Here is a 670-nt window from a genome sequence, read left to right as displayed (position 1 = left end):
GGAAGATCTCAATGGTGCTGTTGGCTTCGGCCGTGCCGGTCAGTGTCGGCGTGAGATCGTTGGTGCTGTCGCCACTGGTCAGATCATCAGTCAGCGGCTCAACATCGTCCGAGGCGCTGGCAATTGTCGGGGCATCCGGTGCCGCCGCATCCACGGCCTGCGTGGTCGGCTCACTCTCATTACCCGCAGCATCGGTCGCGGTGGCCGAGACCTGGGTATCGTCAGCGAGTACGGGCTCTGGCGTCACGCTCCAGGTGCCATCGCCGTCAGCAGAGGCGGTTTCATCTACCCCGCCATCACCATTGGTGTCGATAGTGACGGTGCTGCCCGCTTCAGCGGTGCCGGTAAGCTCGGTGCCATCGGTCGGATCGATGGTGGGCGCGTCCGGTGCCGTCTCGTCGATGGTCAGCGTGAAGGTCTCACTGGCATCAGAGGTATTGCCGGCGGCGTCGGTGGCCGTGGCGGTGAAGCTGTATGAACTACCATCTGTCAGTTCGTCCGGCGTGAAGCTCCAGTTGCCTTGATCATCAGCCTCAGTGGTGTCTACTGAGGTGCCGTCCTGGAAGATCTCAATGGTGCTGTTGGCTTCGGCCGTGCCGGTCAGTGTCGGCGTGAGATCGTTGGTGCTGTCGCCACTGGTCAGATCATCAGTCAGCGGCTCAACATCGTC

1 protein-coding gene is annotated in these 670 nt (G+C 62.1%); it reads right to left on the bottom strand.

All coding sequences use genetic code 11. The features are described from left to right. Nucleotides 1–670, bottom strand: a 670-nt coding sequence (locus tag OP496_RS18260) for an Ig-like domain-containing protein (protein ID WP_280565415.1), incomplete at both ends; no start/stop codon positions are given.

Source organism: Chromohalobacter sp. 48-RD10 (assembly GCF_029889785.1).
Classification (GTDB): domain Bacteria; phylum Pseudomonadota; class Gammaproteobacteria; order Pseudomonadales; family Halomonadaceae; genus Chromohalobacter.
The sequence above is the reverse complement of the archived record's forward strand: the minus strand, read 5'-3'. Positions and strand labels throughout refer to the sequence as shown.